21 protein-coding genes and 1 pseudogene are annotated in these 24,626 nt (G+C 39.3%); 7 read left to right on the top strand and 15 right to left on the bottom strand.

Annotation, left to right across the window (positions count from 1 at the left end; genetic code table 11):
* Positions 1–56: 56 nt before the first annotated feature.
* From GQR45_RS03610 to GQR45_RS03600, 3 genes and pseudogenes are all read left to right on the top strand, one after another.
* The gene (locus tag GQR45_RS03610) at positions 57–2,198 is read left to right on the top strand and encodes a TonB-dependent receptor (protein ID WP_165725149.1); all 2,142 of its coding nucleotides are present in this window, start codon (positions 57–59) and stop codon (positions 2,196–2,198) included.
* A 75-nt stretch (positions 2,199–2,273) separates the two neighbouring features.
* Entirely contained in the window at positions 2,274–3,380 is a 1,107-nt protein-coding gene (locus GQR45_RS03605; RefSeq protein WP_165725148.1) for a DUF917 domain-containing protein, read from the top strand.
* 182 nt (positions 3,381–3,562) lie between these two features.
* Positions 3,563–4,666: pseudogene (locus GQR45_RS03600) on the top strand (GGDEF domain-containing protein).
* A 2-nt stretch (positions 4,667–4,668) separates the two neighbouring features.
* Here the strand turns inward: GQR45_RS03600 and GQR45_RS03595 are convergent.
* Positions 4,669–5,853: an NAD(P)/FAD-dependent oxidoreductase gene (locus tag GQR45_RS03595; RefSeq protein ID WP_165725147.1), complete on the bottom strand. Its 1,185-nt coding sequence runs from the start codon at positions 5,851–5,853 to the stop codon at positions 4,669–4,671.
* A 328-nt stretch (positions 5,854–6,181) separates the two neighbouring features.
* On the opposite strand from GQR45_RS03595, the gene GQR45_RS03590 reads away from it, so the two are divergent.
* Positions 6,182–7,957, top strand: coding sequence for a S8 family peptidase (locus tag GQR45_RS03590; RefSeq protein ID WP_165725146.1), 1,776 nt, complete (start codon positions 6,182–6,184; stop codon positions 7,955–7,957).
* Between the two features lie 104 nt (positions 7,958–8,061).
* On the opposite strand, the gene GQR45_RS03585 is transcribed toward GQR45_RS03590, so the two are convergent.
* From GQR45_RS03585 to rplU, 7 genes are all read right to left on the bottom strand, one after another.
* Positions 8,062–8,535 (bottom strand): peroxiredoxin, encoded by a 474-nt coding sequence (locus GQR45_RS03585; protein WP_165725145.1) that lies wholly within the window; start codon positions 8,533–8,535, stop codon positions 8,062–8,064.
* A 188-nt stretch (positions 8,536–8,723) separates the two neighbouring features.
* Positions 8,724–9,608 (bottom strand): UTP--glucose-1-phosphate uridylyltransferase GalU, encoded by an 885-nt coding sequence (galU, locus tag GQR45_RS03580; protein WP_007586080.1) that lies wholly within the window; start codon positions 9,606–9,608, stop codon positions 8,724–8,726.
* A 298-nt stretch (positions 9,609–9,906) separates the two neighbouring features.
* Complete coding sequence (locus tag GQR45_RS03575; RefSeq protein ID WP_007586082.1) at positions 9,907–10,284, bottom strand: DUF3718 domain-containing protein; 378 nt, start codon at positions 10,282–10,284, stop codon at positions 9,907–9,909.
* Positions 10,285–10,362: 78 nt separating this feature from the next.
* The gene (gene folA / locus GQR45_RS03570; RefSeq protein WP_024593608.1) at positions 10,363–10,854 is read right to left on the bottom strand and encodes a type 3 dihydrofolate reductase; all 492 of its coding nucleotides are present in this window, start codon (positions 10,852–10,854) and stop codon (positions 10,363–10,365) included.
* Positions 10,855–10,927: 73 nt separating this feature from the next.
* Positions 10,928–12,085 (bottom strand): Obg family GTPase CgtA, encoded by a 1,158-nt coding sequence (gene cgtA, locus GQR45_RS03565; RefSeq protein WP_007586086.1) that lies wholly within the window; start codon positions 12,083–12,085, stop codon positions 10,928–10,930.
* A gap of 140 nt (positions 12,086–12,225) precedes the next feature.
* Positions 12,226–12,483 carry a 50S ribosomal protein L27 gene (gene rpmA, locus GQR45_RS03560; RefSeq protein WP_002957747.1) on the bottom strand — a complete coding sequence of 86 codons (258 nt, stop codon included), beginning with the start codon at positions 12,481–12,483 and terminating at the stop codon, positions 12,226–12,228.
* A 16-nt stretch (positions 12,484–12,499) separates the two neighbouring features.
* Positions 12,500–12,811, bottom strand: a complete 312-nt coding sequence (gene rplU, locus GQR45_RS03555; RefSeq protein ID WP_002957748.1) for a 50S ribosomal protein L21 — start codon at positions 12,809–12,811, stop codon at positions 12,500–12,502.
* A 422-nt stretch (positions 12,812–13,233) separates the two neighbouring features.
* Between rplU and ispB the strand changes: the two genes are divergently transcribed.
* Positions 13,234–14,205: an octaprenyl diphosphate synthase gene (gene ispB, locus GQR45_RS03550; RefSeq protein WP_007586099.1), complete on the top strand. Its 972-nt coding sequence runs from the start codon at positions 13,234–13,236 to the stop codon at positions 14,203–14,205.
* Between the two features lie 86 nt (positions 14,206–14,291).
* Here ispB and mdh read toward each other — a convergent pair whose 3' ends face one another.
* Positions 14,292–15,224, bottom strand: a complete 933-nt coding sequence (mdh, locus tag GQR45_RS03545) for a malate dehydrogenase (protein WP_007586102.1) — start codon at positions 15,222–15,224, stop codon at positions 14,292–14,294.
* A gap of 225 nt (positions 15,225–15,449) precedes the next feature.
* Here mdh and argR point away from each other — a divergent pair, with 225 nt between their 5' ends.
* Complete coding sequence (gene argR / locus GQR45_RS03540) at positions 15,450–15,917, top strand: transcriptional regulator ArgR (RefSeq protein ID WP_002957753.1); 468 nt, start codon at positions 15,450–15,452, stop codon at positions 15,915–15,917.
* A 7-nt stretch (positions 15,918–15,924) separates the two neighbouring features.
* On the opposite strand, the gene GQR45_RS03535 is transcribed toward argR, so the two are convergent.
* The 4 genes from GQR45_RS03535 to GQR45_RS03520 are packed head-to-tail and all read right to left on the bottom strand — an operon-like array spanning position 15,925 to position 20,558.
* Positions 15,925–16,824, bottom strand: a complete 900-nt coding sequence (locus GQR45_RS03535; protein WP_024590635.1) for a Dyp-type peroxidase — start codon at positions 16,822–16,824, stop codon at positions 15,925–15,927.
* A gap of 48 nt (positions 16,825–16,872) precedes the next feature.
* Entirely contained in the window at positions 16,873–17,922 is a 1,050-nt protein-coding gene (locus GQR45_RS03530) for an ABC transporter ATP-binding protein (RefSeq protein ID WP_165725144.1), read from the bottom strand.
* Entirely contained in the window at positions 17,923–19,554 is a 1,632-nt protein-coding gene (locus GQR45_RS03525) for an iron ABC transporter permease (protein WP_165725143.1), read from the bottom strand. It lies immediately after the preceding gene.
* Complete coding sequence (locus GQR45_RS03520; RefSeq protein WP_165725142.1) at positions 19,554–20,558, bottom strand: Fe(3+) ABC transporter substrate-binding protein; 1,005 nt, start codon at positions 20,556–20,558, stop codon at positions 19,554–19,556. Before GQR45_RS03520 ends, GQR45_RS03525 begins: the two co-directional genes overlap by 1 nt.
* Positions 20,559–21,499: 941 nt before the next feature.
* Here GQR45_RS03520 and GQR45_RS03515 point away from each other — a divergent pair.
* The gene (locus GQR45_RS03515; protein ID WP_165725141.1) at positions 21,500–22,015 is read left to right on the top strand and encodes a hypothetical protein; all 516 of its coding nucleotides are present in this window, start codon (positions 21,500–21,502) and stop codon (positions 22,013–22,015) included.
* A 10-nt stretch (positions 22,016–22,025) separates the two neighbouring features.
* On the opposite strand, the gene GQR45_RS03510 is transcribed toward GQR45_RS03515, so the two are convergent.
* Positions 22,026–22,706, bottom strand: a complete 681-nt coding sequence (locus GQR45_RS03510; RefSeq protein WP_024590630.1) for a tRNA-uridine aminocarboxypropyltransferase — start codon at positions 22,704–22,706, stop codon at positions 22,026–22,028.
* Between the two features lie 363 nt (positions 22,707–23,069).
* Positions 23,070–24,494, bottom strand: a complete 1,425-nt coding sequence (lpdA, locus tag GQR45_RS03505) for a dihydrolipoyl dehydrogenase (protein WP_007586124.1) — start codon at positions 24,492–24,494, stop codon at positions 23,070–23,072.
* Between the last annotated feature and the right edge of the window lie 132 nt (positions 24,495–24,626).

Genomic DNA, 24,626 nt, shown 5'->3' with positions numbered 1-24,626 from the left:
CGACAATGTTTGTACGTTAAAAACATTACCTTAGTCGTGACATTAGGACATATAACATGAGCAGATACAATAGAACAAAATTCCATAAAACGCTTTTAGCATCGGCGGTGAGTTTATCGTGCTTGTCACACGTTAATGCACAAGAACAAAATAATACAGCTAACACTATCGAAAAAATTTCTGTTATCTCTCGAGGACGTGTTGAGTCAATTCAAAACGTGCCAGACTCTGTTACCGCCTTTAGCGCCGATACGATTGAAAAATCTCGTATTACCAGCTTTCGTGATGTTGCTAATTTAACGCCTAATCTATCGCAACTTGATAACTTTAGACCCGGCCTTGCGCGCATAACTATTCGAGGGTTAATTACACCGCAAGTAGGCGATCCGCCACTCGCATTTGTTGTTGATGGTGTAACCGCCCCCGATTTAGAGTTTATTAACCAAGACTTAGTAGATATTGAGCGCATTGAAGTTATGCGTGGTGCGCAAGGCGCGTTGTACGGTAGAGGCGCTATTGGTGGCGCGGTTATTGTTACGACAAAAAAACCTATTGAAGACTTTGAAGGTAAAGTTAAAGGCTCAATTGGTAATGGTAATACCTATAACCTAAATGCGGTTGTATCAGGGTCTTTAAATGATGAAAACACAGCTTATTTTAGAGCCGGTGGTTATATAAAAGATACCGATGGCCTTATTAAAAATACTTATACGGGCGATAAAGCCGATCCATTAAAAGAACAATCTGTATTTTCGCAATTAGAATTTGAATTGACTGAAGACACATCAATAAACCTTAGAGGTAAATACACGTCAAGCGAAGCAGGTTTTGCTTACTATCAAAGCGTAAACAATGACACCATTGAAGACTTCTCTATTAATACCTCACAAAATATTATTAACGAAGATGAGCGTGATGTATATGAGCTAAGCGCTAAGCTGACGCAACATTACGATTTAGGTAAGTTTGAGTTTGTAACTGCCTACAGCAATTCAGAAAACGAGCACTTTTACGATGGCGACTACTCTGCCGATGCAACTTTTATTGACGAAGACGGTTTTTTTAGAGCACCGTTTGGTACTGAGGGATTATACGATGTTGAATCGTTAACTGTTGAGTCTCGATTTATATCTCAGTCAGATCAGGAGTTTAGATGGTCTGTGTCGGCATTTTATCAACAGCGTGACCGCGACACTGCGGTACTTTTTTATGATGACTTTACGGATGCACAAATACTCACCCGTAAAGACTTTGTAAACGATGAACCTTACTTATCTATTATCGATAATAACAGCAGTGATGCGTGGGCTCTTGCGGGGCAATTTAACTACGATATTACCTCGCAGTTAGAGCTAACCGGCGCACTACGTTACGATCACGATACTCGCGAGTCGTTTGACCCAACTAATAAAATAGATACTTACGCTAAAAAGTCGTTTAGCCAACTACAGCCAAAAGTAACTTTAGGATACCAAGTTACGGATGATTTTTTACTTTATACGGGTTATTCGCACGGATTTAGAAGTGGCGGCTTTAATGAGCCTGCAGAAGGAATTAGCCGTACCTTTGATCAAGAAGTGTCTGATAGCTACGAAATGGGTTTTAAAACATCTTTGTTTGATAGCAAAGTAACCCTTAATGGAGCTGCGTTTATTATTGACCAAGACGATGCTCAGTTTACGCAATTTAATGTAGATACCTTCACCCTCGAAAATCTATCAATTGATGAAGTACAAACCAAAGGCTTAGAGCTAGAAGCCGCCTATGCAGCCACCAGCAATTTAAGCATAAACCTAAGCGCCGGTATTATTGATTCAGAAATAAAAAGCTTTGCACTGCGCCCTGAGCTTACTGGCAGACCACAGTTTTGGGTTCCTGAATACAACTACAGCATATCGGCCAATCATAATACGCAATTAAACGGCCAGTGGTCACTGTTTTCCCGCGCTGAGGTATTAATAGAAGGGCCTAAAACCTTCAGCATTGATATTCCAGATGTAGAGTCATCACGCTACACCTACTTAAATGCGGGGGTTGGTGTTAAATCTGAGCAATGGACAGTGCAAGTTTACGTAGACAACCTCACTGATGAGCGTGCCATTGAAGATATATTTTTATATGGCGATGGGATTACTGAACTTGCGCGCCAACCTAATAAACCACGTAGTTACGGCGTAGAGCTAAGCTACGACTTTTAATTTCAACTCTCAAATAGCTGCTTTAAACAATCTTAAGGCAGCCTCTTTTTTTAGATAACCAATAGCGATACACACATGCAAATTCTTAATCGTGAACAACTAATTGATATTTTATACGGCTGCGCCATTTTAGGTACCGGTGGTGGCGGTGAGCTAAGTGAAGGCATAAATTACATTGACGAAGCCCTTGCACTAGGTAAAACGTTTAAACTTATTAGCGCAGATGAAGTACCCGCAGGCGAACTTGTATGCACACCTTATATTTTAGGGGCAATCTCGCCACTAACAGATACGGAAGAGCGCGCTTACGCTAATCTCCCACGTACAGGTAAGCATTCTATTTTAGCGGCCTACGATCGCGCCCTTGAGTACATGAATAAAGAATCTATTTACGGAACGATTTGTTGCGAACTAGGTGGCGCTAACACTGCGGTATCGTTTTATTTAGCGGCTATGTTTGACGGCTACATTATTGATGCCGACCCTGCTGGACGAGCAGTTCCTGAAATTACCCACTCAACCTATTATTTAAATAATTTACCCGCAGCACCAATTATTACCACGAACGAATTTGGCGAATGCTTTATTTGTGAAAACGTTATGGATGACTTACGCGCTGAAACCGTAGTGCGTGCCCTTGCCAAAATAAGCCGTAACGACATCGCAGCCATTGATCATATTCTTCCTATTGAACAGATGAAAGATGCGGTTATCCACGGCACGATAAGTAAAGCATTAAAGCTTGGAAGAGCCATGCGTGAAGCCAACAACTCAAATGAAAACACTATTAATGTAGTTGCCGAGCAAGGTAATGGATTTGTCGCGTTTGAAGGAATTGTTAGTGAGTTTGAATTTAAAACACTTGAAGGCTTTACCATAGGGGAAGTTATGCTTGCTGGTACTGGCGGGTTTGCTGGTAACAGTTATAAAATTACGGTTAAAAACGAAAATATGGCTGCGTTTTTAAATGGAGAAGTACACGTTACCATCCCTGATTTAATTTGTTGCCTAAACACACAAGCGGGTACGCCAATCACCAACCCAAATTATGAAATAGGTATGCCTGTATCCGTTATTATTTTGCCAGCACCTGTTGAGTTTACAACGCCAAAAGGACTTTCTATATTTGGCCCTAATTACGCAGGCGTTAAGAGTGATTATCGCCCTGCTATAAAGAGTTAACTATTCAGCTATAACCTGAATTATTATAAAGCTTAGCGTGGTTAGCGCTTAACTCGTTAAGCTTTTATATAAATAATTGACTTCCAACCTGCAATACTCTTTTTAATCAAAGTTAAAAAGCTATAGTAAAAATCTTATATAGGTAATAATCACTAAATTCAGAGGTTAAAGAGTCGTTCATTATGCTAGGTTTTTGGTACAAAGAGTTTCCACAATACCCTAAAGATCATAAGGATTTTTGGCGTACTCGCTTAATAGCTCACTCTTTACTAATAACTACATGTTACTTTTTAGTTTTAACACTCCTCAATCTTTTTTATTTTGAAAGCTATGACATTGCTTTAATTGATGCCTTAGGACTTACGATATCGTTAGGTATTTATACTTAGTTTAATAAAACAGCCAACGTAAATGCAGCAGCGTGGGCTGTTACCCTTATGGTTATTAGCTTAATAATGATGTTTGTGATTTCTGTAGGCGGACATGCGCATTCTTTATTTTGGGCAACGTTAATCCCGCCTTTTAGCTTTTTTTTAGTTGGAAGAAACTGGGGAAGCCTATTTAGTACAGTCGCTTTTGCTATTTGTGCGTATCTTGTGTATTTACAACAACAGCAAACCGTAACAATTGGCTTAGGCTCTTTATTTAATTTTATAGAGGTAAGTCTTGCTCATATTTTAATTTTTAGATTTTACGAAAAAACACGATTTTCGGCATACACTCGATTATCTATCCGTAACTTAGAAATTCAACACTTAGCAGAAACCGATAAGTTAACGGGGCTTTATAACAGGCAAAAATTTGATTTTGAATTATCACAGTTAATTGCTAAAAATGACGTTTTTAAAACCCCGTATTGCTTACTTATTTGCGATATAGACCACTTCAAAAATATAAACGATACCTACGGGCATTTAGTTGGCGATAACGTACTCACTGAATTTTCTAAAATATTAAAAATGCGTATGGGAAATGATGCACTTATTGCGCGATGGGGCGGAGAAGAATTCACTATTATTTTATCGAACACCTCTTTAAATGATAGCGCTAAAAAAGCTGATGACCTGAGAAAATATATTGCCGAAAACACCATTACAAATATAGCATTTACTATAAGTATTGGGTTAGCAACGATACAAAAAGACGATACAGTGCTAAAACTATTGGAGCGGGCTGATACAGCGCTATATAAGGCTAAAAATAATGGACGCAATAAAGTATGTGTTAGCAATAACGATTCAACCGTTATCGCTCAATCAACTTACTTAAATGGGTCTATAGCCTAAACTTAAGCGTACTGCCCACAAGCAAATCCACAGCTCCAAGCATACTGGAAATTGTAGCCCCCTAACCAACCCGTTACGTCAGTTACTTCGCCTATAAAGTATAGGCCTTTAGCTTTTTTAGCTTCAAAGGTTTTTGAGCTCAACTCGTCGGTATCTACACCGCCCAAAGTTACCTCAGCAGTACGATAGCCCTCGGTCCCATTAGGCTTTATTTGCCACGCATGAATATAATTTACTAACTCATCTATTTGAGCATGTGTAAGCTGATTAATATTACAATCTGGTATCGCTTTGCTTTCGTGCAGTATTTCTATAAAGCGTTTAGGTAAAATAGTCGAAAGGCTGTTTTTTAACGACTTTTGGGCTTGTGTTTCACGCCAATCAGCAAGTTGCTGCCTTAAATCAATTTCAGGTAATAGGTTTATAGTGACAGCCTGCCCTGCTCGCCAAAATGAGCTTATTTGCAATATTGCAGGGCCCGATAACCCTCGGTGAGTAAAGAGGATATTTTCTTTAAATACGGTGCCGTCTTCGCTTGAAACTTCACATGGAATACTAATTCCCGAGAGCCCTTCAAAACGCTCTTTATCATGCTGATGCAGAGTAAACGGTACAAGTGCTGCCATGGTTGGTAACACGCTTAAGCCAAACTGCTCTGCAATTTTATAGCCTATTGGTGTAGCCCCTAGTTTTGGCATGGTTAAGCCACCCGATGCAATAACTAACGACTCACAAATTAAGGTTTCTTGCTCTGTGGTAACGCTATAGCCGGTTTCGGTTTTTGATACGCTGATCACTTCACTGCGTAGCTTTATATTTACTCCGGCCCACTCACATTCGGTCAGTAATATATCAACAATGTCTTGTGCATTGTTATCGCAAAAAAGCTGGCCTAGTGTTTTATGGTGATACGCCAAGCCATGTCTGTCCACCAGCTCAATAAAGTCATGCTGTGTATAACGACTTAAGCATGATTTAACAAAATGAGAGTTTGTGCATAGGTAGTTATCCGGGGTTGCATTTTCATTTGTAAAATTGCAACGCCCACCACCACTTATTAAAATTTTACGACCTGGTTTTTTCCCCATATCAAGTACTGTAACGCTTCGGCCACGGTATCCAGCTTGCGCTGCACACATTAATCCTGCTGCTCCCGCACCTATTACAATTACATCTACTTGGGTCATTTATTTATCTCATTAAAAAATTTGCTCGATTATAGCAAAGTTTAATAGCTAACAACGCAGCATTTGAATTATTAGTAATAACACAACAAAAACACATCAGTAATAAGTGGGGAATAATTACCCTCACAATAAAACAATCCTTTATACTTATTTTTAATTTACATGACAAATACTAAACAACGAGTAAACCGCTAAAAACCTGGGTTATAACTAAATGAAAGAGGTACATAATAAATTGATATTTTAACCTGGTTAACAGATGATTTACTTTTGTTCCCGCATCGTGATCTTATATCACGAAATAATAAATAAAAATCTAGGGATAATTATGACAACTAGTAAAACTTTTAAAAGATGCGCAATTGCAATTACAGTTAGTACGCTTTTTGCAGCAACATCTGGCATGGCTCAATCAGTTTCAAGTTCAATGGCTGAAACATCGGCTAAACTACAAAGCCAAGGCAGTTTCGAAACTCAGTTCATTATTAAATATAAAAATAATAACGAATTGGCGAGCTTTTCAACTGCTGACGCAAGCCCGTCTAGCATGAAAAAGCGCGCACAAAGCTTTGTTAAAAACTTCGCTTCTAAAAAAGGCAAAGTAAAAGCAAAATATATTCGTGCAATGGCACTTAATAACCACCACGTAATGCGTGCTGATAAAAAATTAAGTGCGGCAGAGGCCCAAGAGTTTATGCAAGAAATGGTTGATTCAGGCAATGTTGAATACATTGAAGTGGATCAAATGTTAAAGCCGTTTTCAACTCCTAACGATCCACGCTTTGATGACCAATGGCACTACTACGAGCAAGCCGGTGGTTTAAACTTACCTACTGCATGGGATACCGCAACGGGTAGCGGTGTAGTTGTAGCTGTACTAGATACGGGTTACCGCCCACATGCCGATTTAAATGCTAACATTTTACCGGGTTACGATATGATCTCTAACCTATCGGTAGCTAACGATGGCGGTGGTCGCGATAGCGATGCACGTGATCCTGGTGATGCAGTTGCTGCGAATGAATGTGGCACTAACGGTGCACAAAACTCTAGCTGGCACGGCACGCACGTAGCCGGCACAGTTGCTGCGGTAACCAATAACGGTGAAGGTGTTGCAGGCGTAGCTTATAACGCAAAAGTAGTGCCTGTTCGTGTACTTGGTAAGTGTGGAGGTTTAACCTCTGATATTGCAGACGGTATTATTTGGGCATCTGGCGGAAGTGTTTCAGGCATTCCTGCTAACTCAAACCCTGCAGATGTAATAAATATGAGTTTAGGTGGCAGCGGTTCATGTAGCTCGACAACTCAAAATGCAATTAACACCGCGCGTAGTAACGGCACTGTAGTAGTTATTGCTGCAGGTAACGATAACGATAACTCAGCAAACTACAACCCAGGTAACTGTAATGGTGTAGTAAACGTAGCATCAGTAGGTCGTAATGGCGGTCGAGCTTATTACTCAAACTACGGTAGCAATATTGATGTTGCAGCACCGGGTGGCGCGCAAAGTTTTGCAAACGACTCTGAAGGTGTTCTATCAACTTACAATTCAGGTTCGTCTACACCTTCAAGCGACAGCTACGGTTATTCGCAAGGTACATCAATGGCTGCGCCTCACGTAGCAGGTGTTGCGGCACTTATTAAGCAAGCAAAACCAGATGCAACGCCTGACGAAATAGAAAGTATTTTAAAATCAACAACCCGTTCATTCCCTGCTACATGTACTAGCTGTGGTACGGGTATTGTTGATGCAGCCGCAGCTGTTGCAGCAGCAAGTGGAACCAGCACGACGAAGCCTGAAGCTGGTGGTGGCTCTGTAAGTGATGTAAGTATTAATGCTGGTCAATGGAAACATTACACTTTAGATGTCCCTGCTAACATGTCTACATTTACGGTAACAACCTCAGGCGGTAGTGGGGATGCTGATTTACATGTTAAATTTGGTAGCCAACCAACAATTTCAAGTTATGACTGTCGCCCATATGAAGGCGGTAATGAAGAAACATGTACATTTAACAGCCCGCAAGTAGGTAAATGGCATATAAGCATTAACGCATTCAGTCGCGTTTCCGGTTTAACAATTAGCGGGCAATACCAACCGTAATTTAAAGTTTGAGCCGTAAATAAAAAACCGATGTTGTTTCCAACATCGGTTTTTAAATAGTAGCTAGCTGACTAATAAAAACTAAAATCTACACTTTATTACTGTTATAGCTTCTCTAATACTGATTCTGCACGGCTTACAATAAACTCTTTGTCTTGCTCTACAAATAAACCAGTTACTACTGCATTTTCAACAATCATAGCGTAGCGCGTTGAGCGTAAACCACCAAAACTAGCAGTATCTTTATCAAGCCCTAACGATTTAGTGAAACTTCCATCGCCATCGGCAAGCATTGTAATTTCTTGCGCGTTTTGCGAGTCGCCCCATGCTTTCATAACAAATGCATCATTAACAGATACACAGTAAATAGCATCAACACCTTTTGCTTTAATTTTATCAGCAAGAGTAATAAATTCAGGTAAATGTGCATTTGAACACGTTGGTGTAAATGCACCTGGCACTGCAAATAACACGACTTTTTTACCTTCAAACAACTCTTTATTTGTAAGAGATTGCATACCGTCGTCAGTTAATTGCGTTAACGTAACCGATGGTAATTCTTGGCCTTGCTCAATCATGGTGGTTCCTTTAAAAGATCTATACAGAATAAGTAACAATCATACTACGTAACCTATTACAGTGTAGGTAAAGTGTAACTAACTTAGTAACCCAGAGTAGTCTACTCTGGGTTTATAGACCGAGTTCACTACATTTTATGAAAACTATTTTAGCTTCTATAGTTTTCATAAAATTTATTGCTCTGTAGTTAAGGTAAATTCAAATCATTTATAAAGCGAGAAAAGTCATTACCTAACTTTTTATCTCGCATGCTGTACTCTACAATTGCTTTTAAATAGCCTAACTTATCTCCGCAATCGTGAGAGCGACCACTCATATGGAATGCTTCAACGGTTTCTTGTGCCATTAATGCGTCAATAGAATCTGTAAGTTGTATTTCACCGCCAGCACCTACAGACGTTTTTGCGAGTAGAGGCCAAATATTCTTACTCAGTACATATCGCCCTACAACAGCAAGATTTGAAGGTGCTAAATCTGCATCAGGTTTTTCAACCATTGCTTTAATTGCAGCACTTTTACCTGGCATTAACTCAACACCGTTTATATCAGCAATACCATATTTACTAACGTCTTCTTTAGCTACTGGCTCAAGCATTATTTGACTTGCTTGAGTTTCTTTAAAGCGTTTAATCATGGCCGCTAAGTTTTCAGTTTTTTGGTCCGCTGTATAAGCATCAAGTATCACATCTGGCAGGAGCACTACAAAGTTATCGTCACCAACTATTGGCTTAGCACACAAAATAGCATGCCCTAGCCCTTTAGCTTCACCTTGGCGTACACTCATAATGGTGACATCAGGCGGACAAATAGAGCGAATCTCATCTAATAAAGCACGTTTAACACGTTTTTCAAGAGTAGCTTCTAGCTCGTAACTTGTATCAAAATGGTTTTCGATTGCATTTTTAGAGCTGTGTGTAACTAATACAATATCTTTAATACCGGCAGATACACATTCGCTGACAATATATTGAATTAGAGGTTTATCAACTATAGGGAGCATTTCTTTTGGAATAGCTTTTGTCATAGGGAGCATTCTCGTCCCTAAGCCTGCTACTGGAATTACAGCTTTCATATCTATCCTTAGTGATTAAGTTTGTAAATAAACTAGCAGATACAAAATAGATACCAGCTGAATAAAGTTACTTCTTTTGAAGGAGTAAATTTGAAGCTGCTTTTAAAGTGAAGACTCTACACTTTGGGAATATAAAATAGATAGGTAAATAGTGAACTTATTAATGATTTTGTTGGGGTGGGGGGTGAGATTACATTAGCTAAATAAAAAAGCCTGAGATTGTTATTAATAACAACTTCAGACTAATCAATATTTAACAATACCTTACTGAAGGTAGAGTTATAAAACCTTTTTATAATTAAAGACCAGCGCGATCTTTAATCACTGCAATAAGTGGTGAGCTAGCAAAGTTGCCTTCAGCCCAAGCAATATCAGCACCATCTGTTAACGCACTTTTTGATAAGTTTTTAACTATATACTCACCAGTATCCACTGCATTACTAGCAACAGCATGGCGTAATAAGTTATTACCATTACATTGTACTGCATCATAAATATTACGAATTTTTACACGAGAGCTTTTAAGCTTGCTGCGTAATCGGTTTTTATCGTCTGCCGCAATATATTCACAAATAGATACTGCTAATTGATCTTCAGCATTTGCAGGTGCTGTATACGAAAAAGAACTTACAGCGACAACAGCAGTAAGTGCAACTAGCTTTGGTAATTTAAACATGACAAACCCTTTATAATACTTTGTTCTTATATAGACTATCAAATATTATATCAATCTATCAAAAATTACGCAATAATGTTAATGTTCTTTATACAAAGTTACGAATTTATAACTAGATTTGTTTTTTTCATCAGGGAGGTTTTCTTGCTCTTCTTTCACGTCCCAATTAGCAACTTTATTGTAATCAGGAAACTGTGTATCGCCTTTAATATCTAAATCAATAAAGGTTAAATACAAGCGTTCTGCTTTTGGTAAAAATTGCTCATAAATATTACCGCCACCAATAATCATTACTTCTTCAACAGCACAAACTAGTTCTAATGCGGCCTCTGGTGTAGTTACCACTTCAATACCCTGTGCAGTATATTCGCTGTTTCGAGTAATAATAATATTACGACGCCCAGGTAAAGGACGGCCTATTGACTCAAAAGTTTTACGACCCATGATCACAGGTTTACCCGTAGTTACTTTTTTAAAATGCTGAAGATCCGCAGGTAAATGCCATGGCATTTTATTATCTAGGCCAATTACACGGTTATTTGCCATTGCTGCAATCATTGAAATTATCATAATAAACACCTAGTACTTTATTCTTAAACAAAGAAAAAGGAGCATAAGCTCCTTTTTAATAAATTCTATTTAATTAACGCTCGTAGACAACTTCTACGTCGTAATCATCTTCATCCCAGTCGTCCCAATCATCATCATTGCCTTTACCTTTAGTGGCTTTTTCATGATAGGTATCCCACTTGAATTCAACTTCTTCATCTTCAACTTGTACAAACTTCTCTTTAGGCATGCTATCAAGTAGTGTCATTATGTTGTGGATTAAAGGTTGAGTATTAAGTTTATTAATTGCTGAAATGTGATAAATATTTTCAGTTTCGCCCAGCTCTTCTGCAATCGCTTCGCATAGCGCTTTTGCTTCATCTTCTGGTAATAAATCTATTTTATTAAACACTAACCAGCGTGGTTTTTCAGCTAATTTAGGACTGTATTGGTGTAGCTCGTTAATAATCGAGAATGCATTATCAACAGGGTTTGAACCATCTACCGGCATTACATCAATAATGTGCAATAACACACGACAACGCTCTAAATGCTTCAAGAAGCGAATACCTAGGCCTGCACCATCAGATGCACCTTCAATTAGACCCGGAATATCGGCTATAACAAATGATTTATTTGCTTCAGGACGTACCACACCTAAATTAGGAATAAGCGTCGTGAATGGGTAATCAGCTACTTTTGGTCTTGCTGCAGATACACTGCGGATAAACGTAGATTTACCTGCATTTGGTAATCCTAGTAAGCCTACATCAGCTAATAATAGTAACTCTAACTTTAAGTTACGTACTTCACCGGGTGTGCCCAATGTTTTTTGACGAGGTGCTCGGTTAGTACTTGATTTAAAACGTGCATTCCCCAAGCCGTGGAAACCACCTTTTGCAACCAAAATTCGTTGACCATCTTGAGTTAAGTCACCAAGTCCCTCTTGGGTATCAACATCCATGATGCGCGTGCCTACAGGCACCATAACAAATAAGTCATCGGCTTTTCGGCCTGTACAGTTACGGCTACGACCGTTAGTACCACGTTCAGCTCTATGAAAGCGCTCAAACTGATAATCAATTAGGGTATTTAAGTTTTCATCAGCTTGTAGATAAACACTACCACCGTCTCCACCGTCACCGCCGTCTGGTCCACCATCTGGAACATATTTTTCACGACGGAAAGACACGATGCCGCTGCCACCGTCTCCAGCTTCTGCGCGAATTTCTACTTCATCTACAAACTTCATGATTACTCACTTTAGGGATTGGCTTGTTTAATAACTCTATTATATACCCAAGCCAACACAAATGCAGGCTTGGGTATATATTTTGACTGACTACAAAACAAAAAACCCCGCAAAGGCGGGGTTTTTAACTACCTTACTGATTACTCAGTTACGATAGTTACGTATTTACGGTTTAAAGGACCTTTTTGTTCAAACTGAACTTTACCATCTGCTTTTGCGAAGATAGTGTGGTCTTTACCGATACCTACGTTAGTACCAGGGTGGAAACGAGTTCCACGCTGACGAACAATGATGCTACCCGCTAGAACTGATTCGCCACCAAAACGCTTAACACCTAGGCGTTTGCTTTCTGAATCGCGACCGTTACGAGTACTACCAGCTGCTTTTTTATGTGCCATTTCTAAGTACCTCTAATTAAGCGCTAATGCTAGTGATTTTAACTTCAGTGAACCATTGACGATGGCCCATTTGCTTACGAGAATGCTTACGGCGTCTAAATTTAACAACCTTAATCTTCTCACCGCGACCATGTGAAACAACCTCAGCTGTTATCTTGCCACCGTTTACGAACGGTACACCGATCTCGATTTTCTCACCATCAGCAACTAAAAGTACTGAATCAAATTCTACTGCCGCACCAGTTTCAACGTCTAATTTTTCAAGACGAATCGTTTGACCTTCAGTCACACGATGCTGTTTACCACCACTTTGGAAAACCGCGTACATAATTAACTCCGTCTGTGCACCCTCAAATCGGCGCAACTAAAATATTCTTCGATAGGGCGCGAAGTTTACGCTAACGCGAAATAACTAGCAAGCCTATTTTGTAATTAAAATGAATAAAAAGTAGCTGCTTTGAGAGCAATTCAATATTTACCCCATTTTATATTAATTAGCCCTTTTGCCAAGCGCTTTTTAACTCTTAGTCGAAATAAATTAATGTACTCAAATATGACCCTCACAGCTTAATATCTAAGCACACCACAAACTGTATATTGATTATCAATTAATCAGTTATCTTGGCTAATTCAGTCTAAATTAAGTACTTTAATAGTGTTTTTTCAATCAATCGTCACAAAATATCGAGCTAGTGCATTTTTTGTTGTACAATCTGCGCCGTTCACACATAAAAATTGGCTCGGAGATCAATGGATATAAAAGCTATCCAGGCGTTAATCGAAAGCGATATGAATGACGTCAATCAACTTATACATGCGCAAATGCGCTCAGATGTGGCGTTAGTTAATCAGCTTGGTTTATATATAGTTAGCAGTGGCGGCAAACGCGTTCGTCCAATGCTGGCGATTTTAGCAGCCAAAGCGCTCGGTTATCAGGGTAAAGATCACATAACACTTGCAACAATTGTTGAGTTTATTCATACAGCAACGCTATTGCATGATGATGTTGTAGATGAATCAAACTTACGACGTGGCACACCTACAGCAAATGCTGAATTTGGTAATGCTGCTAGCGTATTGGTTGGTGACTTTATTTACACTCGTTCATTTCAGCTTATGGTTGGCCTTGGAAAAATGCAGGTTATGCAAGTACTTGCCGATGCAACAAACATTATTGCTGAAGGTGAAGTATTGCAGTTAATGAACTGCAACGACCCAGATACAACCGAAGCCAGTTATATGCAGGTTATTTACTCTAAAACAGCTAAGTTGTTTGAAGCAGCGACAGGGCTTGCTGCCATTATTACTGAGCAAGACCAAACTACTCTCGATGCACTAAACCTATATGGTATGCATTTAGGTACTGCGTTTCAGCTAGTAGATGATGTACTCGATTACAATGCAGATGCTGAGCAGTTGGGTAAAAACATTGGTGATGATTTAGCTGAAGGCAAACCAACGCTTCCACTTATTTATGCTATGCAACATGGTAGTGAGCAGCAAACGCAGCTTATTCGTGATGCGATAGAGCACAGTAATGGTATGGAGCATTTAGAAGACATTCTATCGGCACTAAAGCAAACTAATGCGCTTGAATTTACAATGCAAAAAGCAGAGCTTGAAGCTGACAAAGCTATTGCGTGTTTAGACTTTTTAGCTGAGTCTGACTATAAGCAAGCACTCATAAGCCTTGCTCGTATTGCGGTTGACCGCGACCACTAGTTTTAACTAGTTACACAGTGTGAAATTAATTCTGAGCAATAAAAAAGCCTGCAAATGCAGGCTTTTTTGTTATTCTACTTTGGCTATTACGCCATGAAATCAACACCTTCTTTGATGTCTTTTTTCAGTGTTTCAAGCATGTCATTTTTTGCTTTTGTTTCAAATGCGCTTAGTTCGCCGTAAGAAAGAATTTCTTCTACGCCGTTTTTACCTAAACGTACTGGATGTGCAAAGTACTCTGCATCGCCATTTTCAACAGCAACGTAAGCGTAATCTACAACTTCTTCACCTTGTAGGCCTTTAACTAAAGACATACAAAAACGAGCTGCAGCAGCACCCATAGATAGCGTAGCTGAACCACCGCCTGCTTTAGCATTTACAACTTCAGTACCCGCATTTTGGATACGTGGAGTAAGTGCAGCAACTTCTTCATCAGTGAAAGAAACACCTTCAACTTGAGAAAGTAGAGGAAGAATAGTTGTGCCTGAGTGACCACCAATTACTGGTACTTTAACAGTTGCTACGTCTACGCCTTTAAGTTCAGCAACAAATGCTTCTGAACGAATAACGTCAAGCGTAGTAATACCGAATACACGTTTAGCGTCGTAAGTACCTGCTTTTTTGAATACTTCAGCAACGATTGGAACTGTGCCATTTACTGGGTTAGTAATAATACCTACTAACGCTTTAGGACAGCTAGCAACAATGCCTTCTGCTAAAGTTTTGATGATACCAGCATTTACATTAAATAAATCAGCACGATCCATACCTGGTTTACGTGGCATACCCGCTGGGATAAGAACGATGTCAGAGCCTTCAAGCGCTTTGTTTAATTCGTCTGCGCCAAAGCCTGCTACTTTAACATCTGTTGGGATGTGAGAAAGGTCAACCGCAACACCTGGTACTACTGGTGCAACATCATAAAGTGATAATTCAGAGCCAGCTGGTAAGCCTGTTTTTAATAATAAAGACAACGCTTGGCCGATACCGCCTGCAGCACCTAATACAGCAACTTTCATTGGAATTCTCCGTAATTTGAGGTAGGAAACATTTGTGGCTCTTAAGATAATGAAATTAGCGACTAAAAACAAATTTATCCTGTCTATTTCAAGTATATTTTCGACCATAGTCGTAAACTTTTGTGATTTAACGCATCAAACTGGCAAGTTAACTAAACAACTGCTGCATAATTATTCATTTTTGTGTAGAATTTGCGGCATAAATAACAAAAACGAATAAAGACTATGCAACCACAAGATAAACAAGAAGCACTGGTAAAAGCATTTAAATCACTATTAAAAGAAGAAAATTTTGGCTCTCAAGGCGAAATAGTTGATGCATTAAAAGATCAAGGCTTTGACAATATAAGCCAAAGTAAAGTATCGCGCATGCTAAGTAAATTTGGTGCTGTACGCACACGTAACGCCAAACAAGAAATGGTTTACTGCTTACCAGCTGAAATGGGTGTACCTACGGCTAAAAGCCCATTACGCCAATTAGTAATCGACATTATGCACAACGAAATGATGATCATTATTCGTACCAGTCCAGGCGCCGCTCAGCTTATCGCTCGTTTATTAGATTCATTAGGTAAAGCAGATGGCGTACTAGGAACAATTGCAGGCGACGATACTATTTTTATCGCTCCTGCTAAAATATCTGAAATAGATGTAACACTTGAACGTGTTCGCATTTTATTTGATACGGTTTAATAGCAAACTAAATTTGTTTTAAAAACCCGACTGAAGGCGCAAAGAAAGCAGAACCCATATCGGCTTGAGTAAAATCAAGCCAGTGGTCGTAACAATCCCCTTCCCCTAAACGACTATTAAGTACTTTTTCAAATGCGGTGCCCGTACAAGAGCATGTAATTGATAACATTCCCTGCTCATACACATCGCCATAAGGCATGCTCTGATTTAATAATAGCGGTTGTCCGTCTTCGTCTTTTAGCTCGCTACGTGAAGCATGGCTGGTTTCGATCGCAGGGGTAATTAGCGTGTTATCAAGGCGCGTACGTCCCATTATTTGTTCTTGCTCGCTCAATGATAAGTGCTGCCACATAGTTAAGTCATGCTTATAGCGCTGTACATGAATATAACTCCCCTGATCTTCAAAATTGCCAGGGTTACTAATTAAAGCCGTAGCGCGCTTTTTTCTTCCATGAGCTGTATCGCCACCATAAATAAAACCATTAAAATCACGACCATCTAAAAAGCGAAAATTACGAATTTGCTCCACCAGCTCAACATCGGGGGCAAATAGTTTTAAAATTTGCAGCGCAAACAAATGATTAACGTCTTCACGGTCAGAGCGAATTTGCACAAACAAATCGCACGGTTGTACGCTCATTTGATGATCGCTATGGTTTATATTAGGAAAGCTCTGTAATTCGCTTGGGATGTATTCAGGGAGGATATGCGGCCAATATTGCGCACCAATAGCAACCATACAAGAGAGCATTGATTCTGAGAACTGATCGCTAAATTCTTCTTCAATAGCGCTTACTTGTTTTAACTTTGCGCGAAGTGATTCATCTTGACCATCAAACACATTAAAAAATAAGTGCAAACCGTGTAAGTTTGCTTCAGCACAAATCCCTGATTGCGCTTGCGCCATTGTTATTCCTTAGTTTTACAGATAAAAACACAGCGAATAACAAATTAATTACGATTCGAAAAAATTCACCGTGTGAGGTTTTATTTTTATTATAACCTGTTCATTATTTTCAAATGACTGGCCATATTGTGCAGCAACTTCAATTTCTTGTTTATCAATAACAACCGAATAAACATACGCCGAACCAATAAATCGACGACTTATGATTGTAGCTCGCTTGCTGAGTTTGTCACTTTGGTTATCTGCCACTAATTCTATTTGATGAGGGCGCACATATATAAGCCCTACGCTTACGTCATGCTTACTCTCAACATAAGATTCGACTAAACCAAATGGTGTTTTGTATTCAGTTGCTGTTAATACTTCTGCGCTCAAGTATATGCCTTGACCCAGAAACTCTGCAACCTCCTTTGAACATGGAGCTGCAAAAAGCTGCTCAGGCGTGCCTTGTTGCTCAATTTTACCGCGATGCATAATGGCAAGTGTATCTGAAAAGGCAAACGCCTCTTCTTTTGAATGTGTAACAAACACAGCAGATACTTGGGTTGCCTTAATAATTCGACGTATATCGGCAATTAATTCAAAGCGTACTTGTGTGTCGATATTTGAAAAGGGCTCATCAAGTAGCAATAAACTAGGCTTATAAGCTAATGCACGAGCAATAGCTACACGCTGCTGTTGGCCACCCGATAACTGATGCGGGAACCTGTTGGCACAGCCAATTAAATGTACCAGCTTAAGCATTTCATCAACGCGTTGCTGCTTTTGAGCTTTACTCATTTTACTAAGCCCAAATGCGATATTATTTGCTACCGTTAAATGCGGAAACAACGCATAGTCTTGAAACATCATGCCGATGTTACGGTGCTCAGGCGAGACAAACGATTGCTCATCACTCACTAATTTACCGTCTATAAAAATAGACCCTTGCTTAGCTTCAATTAAACCTGCAATCGCTTTTAACGTGGTCGTTTTACCGCACCCACTCGCTCCGAGTAGACAAACAATTTCATCTTTACCCACCGTTAAATCTAAATCGTGAATAACCTTTGTGCCGTTATAGTGATAGCTCACGCCTTGTAAAATTAAACTACTCATTTAACTACGCTGCTCCATAGAACGATTAATAAAATACAAAGGAATAAACCCAACAATAACAATAAATAATGCCGATATAGAAGCAAGCTCTAACTGCTCGTCACTCACATACTGAAATACATGAGTAGCTAAGCTTTCAAAATTAAACGGCCTGAGCAATAGCGCAGCCGGCAGTTCTTTCATGCACTCAATAAATACCAATAACGCAGCAGTAAGCAATCCTCTTCGCAGTAAAGGTAGGTGCACTAAACGCAGTGTTTGTCCTTGGCTTTTACCCATTGATTGGCTTGCCATATCAAGTGATGGGCTAATACGTAAAAAACTCGACTCAATTGCTCCGTGTGCAATGGCGTAGAACCTAACAATATAAGCAATAATAATAGTAAGAATGCTACCTGTAAGCAGTAAGCCAATATCTAAATTATACGGCTCGAGCGCTTTGTTGATGGTGTTCTCTAACAATGTAAGAGGTAACAAGACCGCAATAGCGAGTACTGTGCCAGGCAACGCATAGCCTGTGCTTGCTAAACGCCCAGGAATAAGCGGATACGTTTGCTTTGCCACACGCTGATAAAAAACCACAAAAACACTCAATGTAATGGTTATAACACTTACAACCCCAGCCACTTTTAAACTTTGCCAAGCGTAACTAAAAAACTCTACATTCCATGCTTTATCAAAGTAGGTAATGGCGTAATTTATAAGTACTGCAATAGGGATCACAAACGCGATAAGTAAAATAAAGCTGCAAAATGCCGTTGCGAGCCAAGCTGACTTTCCTTTTAATACATAGAGAGATTCGCTATTTACACTTGATTGGCGCTCAAATACCGCTTGGTTACGACGACTAAAGCGCTCTGCCATTAATGCTAAAAATAACAGTAATAACATCACACCCGATATTTTAGCTGCCGCTGTAAGTGAGTAATAACCAAACCACGTATCGTATACGGCAGTCGTTAATGTACTTACGGCAAAATAACTCACTGTTGCAAAGTCAGCCATGGTTTCCATACTTATAAGCGCAAGAGCCGCCACAATAGCCCCACGAGAGAGTACTAAGCTTACTTTAAAGAAACTTTGCCAAGGAGATAATCCCATTAACTGGCTAGCTTGTACTAATTTGAATGACTGCTCGCGAAGAGCCGTTTTAAAAATCAAAAATAAATACGGATAAAGCACCAAGGCAATCATAACGATGGCGCCGGGTAATGTACGTATATCAAAAAACCAATAGTCATTAGGCGATTGCCAACCAAACCATTCTCTCAGCGCTATTTGCACCGGGCCCGCATAATCTAATAAATCAGTGTATACATAGGCAATAATATAGGTGGGCATAGCAAGGGGCAGCATAAGTGCCCATTCAAACTGTTTTTTACCCGGGAAACTACAGTAAGCCGTTAGCCATCCAAGTGGCAAAGCTATGGCGCAGCTAAGGACGCAAACACCTAAAACAAGCAATACGGTATTGGTTATGTAATCCCAAAGCACGGTATCCCACAGGTGAGAAAACACCTCAGAGCTACCTTGTAGAGATTCAAAAAGAAGAAAAAACAACGGGGCCGATAGAATTAAGCCAGTCGACCACGCAAAGAGCTGCCATTTAGACAGCTTAAATTTATTAGTCATTAAAGATCGAACTTCACCTCATCAATTAGCTTAAGTGCTAACGGACGATATTTACTAATCTCATCAAGTGGCAAGCTGTCTTCTTTAAAACTCCCCCAAGAGGCAACCAAACTTGATAGTTCAACACCCGACTTAACTGGATACTCCATATTTAATGAGGCATACATGTTTTGTGCTTTGCTGTCGGTCATATATTCTATGAGCTTTAATGCATTTTCAGGGTTTTTAGCATATTTGGTAATAACCGCACCCGAAACATTTATGTGTGAGCCACGATTAGTTTGATTCGGAAAGTTAATATTTACGGCCTCTGCCCAACCTTTTTGCTCTTTATCTTCTAGCATTTTACCAAGATAGTAACTATTACCTAATGCCAAGTTACATAAACCTTCTTTAACTGCTTTAACTTGAGCACGATCGTTACCTTGAGGTTTACGTGCTAAATTAGCCTTAACACCTTCAAGCCACTCTTTGGTTTGCGCTTCACCATGGTGTGCAATCATAGAAGCCACTAAACCTAAGTTATATGGATGTTTGCCAGAACGCGTACAAATTTGTCCTTTGTATTTAGGATCTGCTAAATCTTCATAAGTGAGCTTAGGTAACTCACCAACTCGCTCTTTTGATGAATACACATTACGCACTCGCTTAGTAAGCGCGACCCATTGGCCATCACCGTCACGAAAAGCTGCAGGCACGTTATTATTTACACTGTCACTTTTTATAGTTTGTGTTAATTTTAAATCTTCTAATTGAATAAGCGCACTAAAATTAGAGGTTAATACTAAATCGGCTTTACTATGTTTACCTTCACGTTTAACACGCTCAATTAACCCTTTTTTAGCAAAAACAACATTGGTTTTTATTCCCGTTTGTTTTGTAAAATCTTCTAAAATTGGCTGAATCAAAAACGGCTGACGAAAAGAATAGATATTAACAACGTCACTTGCAAAGGCTGGTGCCGATGCTGCTAATCCTAAAACAAGTGTAAATACTGTCTTCATTATTTCACCTAAATAATTGTTATTATCATCGAATTCTACCGCGCTCATTCAAAAAGTGCACACTTTAAATAAATGTAAATATGTAAATAACGCCCAAAAAGGAAATGCAGTGTAAGAGATGTCTCACGGATGTGACAGCTAATGAGTAAAAATCAAGATAAAAAACACACAAAAACAACCTAATAACCTGTATTAATTGAACTTTTACATTATTACTATTGCATAAATACTAATTGAATGTAGTTTTATCCCTATTTTAGTTGCTCTATTGCACTATAATTTACGCATCAACCAAGCAATGACGCTTCTTATTGAGTAAAAGGAAATGGACTGCTTACTCAACCAACCAATGATTAGGTTACCAGGACAACACGGATTTTAGGACAGGCTCAGGATGAGTATCACAACGCAATGTTGTAAAAAGGACAGCGTCAGGAAGATGCGAAAAGGACAACAACACGGCTAAGTTGTTTAACAGGGTGTTTAAGGAATAAATGGACAGGCCTTTTAAGGCAACACAATGGATTGGTTAAAATAGGGATACACTAGGAAGTGTAATTAAGGATTTGGTAATAGTATTTACCCTACAGGATGTTTAGGAATTTAAGGATACAGGCCCGGATGGTCTACATTACATAGAACTAAAAAGTAATATAGTAATAAACATGGATTAGTAAAAATTGGAGTTGATTAAGTTCAATTGCAGGATGCAGAAAATTAGAAGATTCCGCAAGCGCGCCTAGAGATAGAGCGCGCTTTTCTTTGCCTAAAATTTGGGTTTAGTAAAGCTCTAAGCAACTACCACTAACTTTTGCAGGGTAATACTGCATCCCAGCTAATCAATATTAATACCTTCAAATACTTTATTAATATTTTAAATTTCGCTAAGTTTTTCATTAATTGCGCCGATAACTAAGTAACGCAAGGATCATAAATACTCAATGGATATGAATTTTAAAATGCCGCAAAGCAATACCTTTTTATGTAAAGTATCAGACGCAAGTACAGCAAAACCAATTGGTGTTTTTAGTGCCCAAACTCCCAACGAAAATCCGTATAAAGCTTTATTTAGCCCCAAAGGTTATAACTTTTTAAATATGCCAATGAGTGAGTTTAAAAACATACTTAACGTAATTATCCAGTTAGAAAGCGATATTTCTATTAGTAAATGGGGTGAGGGTTCTCGACCTGATGAATTTAGTTATCAGCTTAATAGAATAGAAAATGCTATTGCGACTACTCACTTTAAGGGAAAAACCGATATTAGCTGTTACTTTTTAAAGCGAGTCGAAGAGGCTAAGGATATGATTGGTGAGGACTGCACCTCGTTTATTCAGGCTCACAATAGCGTAAGCCAATTATATAATACGGTTTTACAATTAACATCTGAAGAAGGCTTCAGAGCAATTCAAAATAAAGCACTTGCTCACTTAAAAGAGCAGCAAGCTTTCGCTTAACTGCGTAAAGCTACTCTTCTAGCGGTCGGCCTTTATTGCGCTTACCAAGCAAATACGCATCACGAAACTTAATAAAATGCTGTTCTAATTTAGAAGATGCATCCATTTCTCCCGCAAGCGCTAGCACCATAATAGCCACTTCAGCAGTGCCTAGTTGATGCGCATGAGGGGCAACACGTAATCGGTAATCAGATAGTTTATCAGCAGTAACAGAAAGTACAGGCAAGTTATCTAAGTATGGGCTTTTGCGAATCATTTTTTTAGCTTCACGCCAGGTACCATCTAAAAATATAAATAGCGGTTTTTTACCCTCTTCAATACTTATTTCGGTAATGGCCCTGCCCTCTTCTACATCTTCAGCAGGGAATACTACCATTGGCTGATATTGTGAATCGCTTATCAAAGCTAAAAGAGCGGGGTTAGGGTCTGTTCTGTCCCACCTAAAGGCGTGGTTATCTGGCACTATTTCAGCAATTAAGCGCCCAGTATTAGAAGGTTTAAAACTTTCATTGTGATACATTAATAAGCACACAGCTGCTTTACAATCTGCATGCTCAACACCTTTACAAATACAGTAGTGCTTAGCTATTAAGCATTGCTCACAGCGATCTAATTTACCGCCTCGAGCATTAAACTCTCGACGGGATTCACTTATTTGTTGAGCGCGTAATGCTAAAACTGAGTTTTTCACTGTATTTACCTTCAATTAATTAAGCGCGCATTGTAGCTATATTTGGTGATAATAGATATGTGAGGGCTGTGACGAGAATTTTAGCAATCAGTAATAAAAACCCGTAGTCGCGAGTTTACCTCGCGCAAGTTTTTAATTTAACAAGCGCGGCATAAAGCCGCGACTACAACAAACGTCACCCCAACCACAGCAAACTCCCATCTCGTAGTCGGAGCATACCTCGCTCAATTTTTTGAATTTAAAAAACGCGGCATAAAGCCGCACCTACACATAATTAAAACACTGTAATTTAAAACCTGCTCTTTCACCCATAAAAAAACCCAACCGAAGTTGGGTTTTTCAAACAAATGCTAAAAAGTTAAATTACTTCTTTTTAACTGCTTTTTTGTTTGGTAAGTCAGTGATCGAACCTTCAAAAATTTCAGCTGCAAGGCCGATTGATTCATTCAATGTAGGGTGAGCATGAATAGTAAGCGCTAAGTCTTCACCATCAGCACCCATTTCAATACCTAAACCGATTTCGCCAAGCATTTCGCCCGCGTTAATACCGATCATAGCACCACCGATTATACGGCCACTTTCTTTATCAAAAATAAGTTTAGTAGAACCTTCAGTACGAGATGATGCAATAGCACGACCAGAAGCTGCCCACGGGAATACCGCAGTTTCAATTTTTAGGCCTTGCTCTTTTGCTTCTTTCTCAGTAACACCTACCCAAGCGATTTCTGGGTCAGTATACGCAATCGAAGGAATACATTTAGGGTCGAAGAAATGCTTCTGACCAGAAATAACTTCTGCAGCAACATGACCTTCATGAACCGCTTTATGCGCAAGCATAGGCTGGCCAACTAAGTCACCAATTGCAAAAATATGACTTACGTTAGTACGTAATTGCTTATCAACATTAATAAAGCCACGCTCATCAACGTTTACGCCCGCTTTTTCTGCATCAAGTAAGTTACCGTTTGGAGTACGGCCAACTGCAACAAGCACTTTGTCGTAACGTACAGGTTCTGCTGGTGCGTTTTTACCTTCAAACGTTACGTATAAGCCATCTTTTTTAGCTTCAACACCAACAACTTTAGTTGAAAGCATTACGTTGAATTTTTTGCTTACGTATTTTTGGTAAATTTTGATAATGTCTTTATCAGCTGCTGGAACTAATTGGTCAGCAAATTCTACAACATCAATTGCAGAACCTAGTGCACGGTAAACCGTACCCATTTCAAGACCGATAATACCACCACCAAGTACAAGTAGTTTTTCTGGTACATCTTTAAGCTCTAGCGCGCCAGTTGAATCAATTACACGGTCATCTTGTGGGATGAAAGGTAAGTTAACTGGTTTAGAACCTGCTGCAATAATCGCGTTATCAAACGTGATAGTTGTAGAGTCTTTCTCGCCTTCAACTACTAAAGTATTGCTGCCAGTGAATTTACCGTAACCAGATACAACTTTCACTTTACGCATTTTAGCCATGCCCTCTAGTCCACCAGTTAACTGGCCAACTACAGAATCTTTCCAAGTACGAACTTGGTCAAGATCGATCTTTGGTGCGCCAAAAGTAACACCATGAGATGACATTTCAGCTGCATCATCAATCACTTTAGCTACGTGTAAAAGTGCTTTTGAAGGAATACAACCAACATTAAGACATACGCCGCCTAATGTTTCACGAGATTCTACCAATGTAACTTCTAAGCCCAAGTCAGCAGCGCGGAATGCCGCAGAGTAACCACCAGGACCACCGCCTAGTACAACAACTTGAGTTTTTAATTCGTTGCTCATGCTATTACCTTAATTGTTTGAACGGGACACTGCCCTAAAGTTTAACTGCCATGTTTCTGCAAGGCAGAAAGTGAGAGCAGATCACAAATTTGTGCAAAGATTGTATCATTGCAAATGGTAAAAATCCCAGCT

Origin of the sequence: Pseudoalteromonas sp. SA25 (assembly GCF_011378705.1) — a bacterium.
GTDB classification, from domain to species: Bacteria; Pseudomonadota; Gammaproteobacteria; order Enterobacterales; family Alteromonadaceae; genus Pseudoalteromonas; species Pseudoalteromonas arctica.
This window is presented reverse-complemented; position numbering and strand designations above follow the sequence as displayed.

Coding starts and splice junctions, on each gene's coding strand:
- folA (WP_024593608.1), bottom strand. CDS start 10,854: ATGATAATTTCAATGATTGCAGCAATGGCAAATAACCGTGTAATTGGC.
- rplU (WP_002957748.1), bottom strand. CDS start 12,811: ATGTACGCGGTTTTCCAAAGTGGTGGTAAACAGCATCGTGTGACTGAA.
- rpmA (WP_002957747.1), bottom strand. CDS start 12,483: ATGGCACATAAAAAAGCAGCTGGTAGTACTCGTAACGGTCGCGATTCA.
- GQR45_RS03610 (WP_165725149.1), top strand. CDS start 57: ATGAGCAGATACAATAGAACAAAATTCCATAAAACGCTTTTAGCATCG.
- GQR45_RS03530 (WP_165725144.1), bottom strand. CDS start 17,922: ATGAGTAGTTTAATTTTACAAGGCGTGAGCTATCACTATAACGGCACA.
- cgtA (WP_007586086.1), bottom strand. CDS start 12,085: ATGAAGTTTGTAGATGAAGTAGAAATTCGCGCAGAAGCTGGAGACGGT.
- mdh (WP_007586102.1), bottom strand. CDS start 15,224: ATGAAAGTTGCTGTATTAGGTGCTGCAGGCGGTATCGGCCAAGCGTTG.
- GQR45_RS03525 (WP_165725143.1), bottom strand. CDS start 19,554: ATGACTAATAAATTTAAGCTGTCTAAATGGCAGCTCTTTGCGTGGTCG.
- GQR45_RS03520 (WP_165725142.1), bottom strand. CDS start 20,558: ATGAAGACAGTATTTACACTTGTTTTAGGATTAGCAGCATCGGCACCA.
- GQR45_RS03585 (WP_165725145.1), bottom strand. CDS start 8,535: ATGATTGAGCAAGGCCAAGAATTACCATCGGTTACGTTAACGCAATTA.
- GQR45_RS03590 (WP_165725146.1), top strand. CDS start 6,182: ATGACAACTAGTAAAACTTTTAAAAGATGCGCAATTGCAATTACAGTT.
- galU (WP_007586080.1), bottom strand. CDS start 9,608: ATGAAAGCTGTAATTCCAGTAGCAGGCTTAGGGACGAGAATGCTCCCT.
- GQR45_RS03535 (WP_024590635.1), bottom strand. CDS start 16,824: ATGGCGCAAGCGCAATCAGGGATTTGTGCTGAAGCAAACTTACACGGT.
- GQR45_RS03515 (WP_165725141.1), top strand. CDS start 21,500: ATGGATATGAATTTTAAAATGCCGCAAAGCAATACCTTTTTATGTAAA.
- GQR45_RS03575 (WP_007586082.1), bottom strand. CDS start 10,284: ATGTTTAAATTACCAAAGCTAGTTGCACTTACTGCTGTTGTCGCTGTA.
- argR (WP_002957753.1), top strand. CDS start 15,450: ATGCAACCACAAGATAAACAAGAAGCACTGGTAAAAGCATTTAAATCA.
- GQR45_RS03595 (WP_165725147.1), bottom strand. CDS start 5,853: ATGACCCAAGTAGATGTAATTGTAATAGGTGCGGGAGCAGCAGGATTA.
- lpdA (WP_007586124.1), bottom strand. CDS start 24,494: ATGAGCAACGAATTAAAAACTCAAGTTGTTGTACTAGGCGGTGGTCCT.
- GQR45_RS03605 (WP_165725148.1), top strand. CDS start 2,274: ATGCAAATTCTTAATCGTGAACAACTAATTGATATTTTATACGGCTGC.
- ispB (WP_007586099.1), top strand. CDS start 13,234: ATGGATATAAAAGCTATCCAGGCGTTAATCGAAAGCGATATGAATGAC.